General features: G+C 30.7%; 3 protein-coding genes. All 3 read left to right on the top strand.

All coding sequences use genetic code 11. The annotated features are described in order from the left end of the window. The first annotated feature begins 134 nt into the window (after nucleotides 1–134). Entirely contained in the window at nucleotides 135–1,244 is a 1,110-nt protein-coding gene (locus tag BT151_RS18250) for an alpha/beta fold hydrolase (RefSeq protein WP_072403802.1), read from the top strand. A gap of 242 nt (nucleotides 1,245–1,486) precedes the next feature. Continuing rightward, nucleotides 1,487–2,653: a hypothetical protein gene (locus BT151_RS18245; protein WP_072403801.1), complete on the top strand. Its 1,167-nt coding sequence runs from the start codon at nucleotides 1,487–1,489 to the stop codon at nucleotides 2,651–2,653. Between the two features lie 157 nt (nucleotides 2,654–2,810). Then, complete coding sequence (locus tag BT151_RS18240; protein ID WP_072403800.1) at nucleotides 2,811–3,635, top strand: S1 family peptidase; 825 nt, start codon at nucleotides 2,811–2,813, stop codon at nucleotides 3,633–3,635. Nucleotides 3,636–4,066: the final 431 nt, after the last annotated feature.

Raw genomic sequence — 4,066 nt, 5'->3', positions numbered from 1 at the left:
CTAAACCAATGTCAGTTGCTCGTTTACTAGCTTCTGATTTTCCTTCGGAAAATCCTCGCACGCAAACACGCAACTTTCCATATACATAAACGTTGGCGGTAATAAGAAAAAACCATAGAACAAGTTAAGAACATATGAAAATATTAAAGAAAATAGGAAAGTGGTTTTTGATTTTACTGGGAGCAATTGTTGCGTTTATTTTAGTTGTATTACTAATAATTCGAATCAATAGTTCTGGAAACGAAGAACCTTTTTTAGACGAAAACGGTAATGTTCTTCCGAATAGTATCGCTATGCACGAGGATATGACAATCAATGGAGTACCTCAAAGGATTACCATAAGAGGAAAAGACAAGAATAATCCCGTACTACTAATAGTTCACGGAGGACCAGGCGCACCAATTTTACCTGTAATTTACAAATTGACAAGAACTGATTTGGAAGATATTTTTACGGTTTGTTACTGGGAGCAAAGAGGCTCTGGGCTAGCTTTTAATGATAGCATACCTGATTCATCCATTACCTTATCACATATAGTTGATGATGGTTTGGAACTATCCAATCATTTAAAAAAGACGTTCAAAAAAGACAAAATTTACATTGAAGGTTTATCGTGGGGAACAGCGGTAGCAGCTTATATGGTTCAAAAACAGCCAGAATTATATCACGCCTATATTGGTAGTGGTCTTATGGCGAATCTATCACTTTCAGAAGAATTATCTTATGAATTTGCAATGTCAGAATCCCAAAAACACAATGATACCATTTCAATCAATCAATTAAAACAAATTGGAAGACCACCTTATGTTAAAAACTCAAAAAATTCAGTAACTGAAGCCTTTGAAATAGAACGAAAGATTGTAATGAAGTATGCACCGATAAAATTAGAAACCGATTTTAATTTTATTAAAAGTATGTTTTTAGATAATGGATTAACGTTTAGCGAAAAATTTACTGATATGATAAATAGCCCTGAATCCTACTATCCTGCAGCTAAAATTTTACAACCTACTGCAATCAATATGAATTTAATGCGTGATATTCCTGAATTGAAAGTGCCAGTTTATATATTACAAGGAGACAATGACCATTTTACCGAAACGTCAGTAGCAAAAGCGTATTTTGATTCACTTATTGCGCCATCTAAAAAATGGTTTTTATTTGAAAATGGAACACACGGAGTACAAGTTGAATATCCTGAAAAATATCGTTCAATTTATATCAATGAAATACTTGGAAAATAATTACTACCGCCAACATCGTATAAAAATAATGCGTAGTTTAGTGCTTAATCAAAGGTTAGTGCAGTTTTGCTAGCTTCTGATTTTCCTTCGGAAAATCCTCGCATACAAAACCGCACTATTCTTATACGTAACCGTTGTAAGCAATTTGACAAACCTCATTACTCAACGAAAAACATCGTTCACTCATTCTGATTTTTATAAAAGAAAGAACTGGAATATTTTTGAGAAACTAAATAACTAAAATGAAATTTTCAATCACAATATTGCTTCTTATTTTTTCACTTCTGACTTTCAGTCAAGAAAAAACCACTTTTGAACTTGATGATGAGAAAAGATTGAGTATTGAATTAAAAGGAAAGATTAAGAATATCATTATCGAAAAGGAAAACATAAAAAACGGTAATTCAGAAAATTATATTTATGATTTTAACGAAAATGGAGCAATTCAAAAAATCGTTAAAAACGGATTAGGAGTTGATGTTATTAATAGAACTTTAAGAGACGAAGGGATTCACTACGTTTTTAAAAATGGAAAACTTATTTCTAAACTAAATAAAATGGTAATTGGTTTAGATGGAGAAACTTACAAATATGATGAGAATTGGAATCTAGTTCTTGAAAAGCATTATATGAACAATATTCTTGTCAAAGAAATTCTACAGAAATTTGACAATGAAAATAGAATTACGAACAAAATAGACTATTTGTATGGCGGATTTAGTGATTACAATGAAAAAACTCAAGAAGGAAAAGAAAATTACATATATGAAAAAGAAGAGTATGAATATGACAGTAGCAATAATTTAACCCTTGTAACAACTCACAACTTTAGAAGAAATTTTATAGAAGAAAGAATTTTTAAATTTGACTTAAATGGTAATATAATAGAGGAAGGTCATTGTATGAAATCCAATGGAAAAACTGAATGTACATATAAACCATTATTTGGTTTTGAATATGACAATCAAAATCGTCAAGTTAGGAAGTTTCAACTTGCTCAATTCTCACCTCACAATACAGACCAAATCTTTAAGTACGATAATAATGGCAATAAAATAGAATCGATAGGATATTATATCTACCCAAATAAAGAACCAATAATTGGATATAATTTCAAATACGAATACAACGAGTTTGGAAATAAAACTAAAGATGTAGAAGTCATTGGAAAATATAGGCGTTTGAGATTTGATAAATATAAAACTGAAGTTACGGAATATGATAAATTCCAAAACATAAAACTAGAAGAATATTTAACTGAATCTGGAACAACTTTAAAAGTTGTAGTTAATAATTATGAGTATGATAAGTTAGGCAACTGGATAAAAAAAGAAACGAAAGAAGGAAAAACGCACGAAGATTTAAAAGCAACAGAAATTACGACTAGAGAAATTGAGTACTACGAATAAAAACTGCTTACAACACCGTGTATAATTCATTGCTGGTTATAGCCTACTTACGAAAGTCCTCGCGGACTTTCTATCTGTGATTTATTTGCTAACTTTAGTGCTTAAACACGCAACGAAATCATACACAAACACGTTGGCTGTAATTTAAAAAGACCTTATGCAAACAAGAAATGTATTACCAGAAGATAACCTTTACTATTCTGTATTACTTAGTCTAGACGAAGGAAAATCTTATGGTTCTGGTTTCAGATTGAAATATAAAAACCACAATTACCTTATTACGGCTAGACACGTTTTATTTAAAGAAAATCTTGAAATAAGAGCTAAAAACTTAATAATGACTTGTCAAAATGCAAACAACATTGAAGAACCAATGATGTTGGGAATTGACTTAGAAAAAGCATTCTGTAAATATGATAAAGTTAACGATGTCGCTATTATTAAACTTGGTGAATTTAAAAAGTTATACGATAAGGAAGCACCTCTAAAAACAGATAAAACTAAACATAAAAGACCATCAGTATTAATAGGAGAAAGTTATCTATCCGAAATATCAATGCCTAACAATTTAAGACTCGTTTCTCTTGACAAAGAAGCAACTCGTGGAATTGACCAAATAAGAATTGGCAATGATGTTTTTTTAATGGGCTATCCTACCTCGCTTGGAATGAGAAGAAACGAAGATTTTGATAGCAGTAAACCTTTATTGAGAAAAGGAATTATCGCTGGAGTACATAAGAATAAAAACACTTTCATTATTGATTGTCCAACATATTTTGGAAATAGTGGTGGTCCAATAGTCGAATATGGAGAAGACGATTATTATCGAATAATTGGAATTGTTTCTAAATATATTCCGTTCGTTACAAAATGGCATAGTAGTCGTGAACAAATTACGAATACAGAATTAACAAATTCAGGATATACAGTATGTGTTCCGATTCAAGCAGCATTTGATTTAATCGATAGAGAAACTAAATAAAAAACTACAGCCAACATTGTATAAAAATAATGCTTAGTTTAGAGCTTAATCAAGAGTTTGTGCAATTTTGCTAGCTTCTGATTTTCCTTCGGAAAATCCTCGCACACAAAAACGCACTATTCTTATACGTAACCGTTGTGTTTCATTGCGAAACGCACTCGAAATCAAAAAAACTTAGTTTGATTTTCGAATTTTTTTTTGAATTTTAAGAAAGAAAAAACAGAAAAATAATATTGCGGAATTTCAAATATTACGTTGGATTCTCACTCAAATATGAAATAAAAATCTCGTCGGACTTTTAGCTTGTTTGCGGAATAAAAAATCAAAAAACATCTGACTGACCAAAAACTGTAAGAAAAAAAACAACGAAAACACAACACCGTATATAAAAAATAGCTAGTTTTATCCTAAACCAATGTCAGTTGCTCGTT

Origin of the sequence: Flaviramulus basaltis (genome assembly GCF_900114265.1) — a bacterium.
Classification (GTDB): Bacteria; Bacteroidota; Bacteroidia; order Flavobacteriales; family Flavobacteriaceae; genus Flaviramulus; species Flaviramulus basaltis.
This window is presented reverse-complemented; position numbering and strand designations above follow the sequence as displayed.

Excerpts from the sequence above, each read along its gene's own strand:
- BT151_RS18250 (WP_072403802.1), top strand. The coding sequence starts at position 135 with ATGAAAATATTAAAGAAAATAGGAAAGTGGTTTTTGATTTTACTGGGA.
- BT151_RS18245 (WP_072403801.1), top strand. The coding sequence starts at position 1,487 with ATGAAATTTTCAATCACAATATTGCTTCTTATTTTTTCACTTCTGACT.
- BT151_RS18240 (WP_072403800.1), top strand. The coding sequence starts at position 2,811 with ATGCAAACAAGAAATGTATTACCAGAAGATAACCTTTACTATTCTGTA.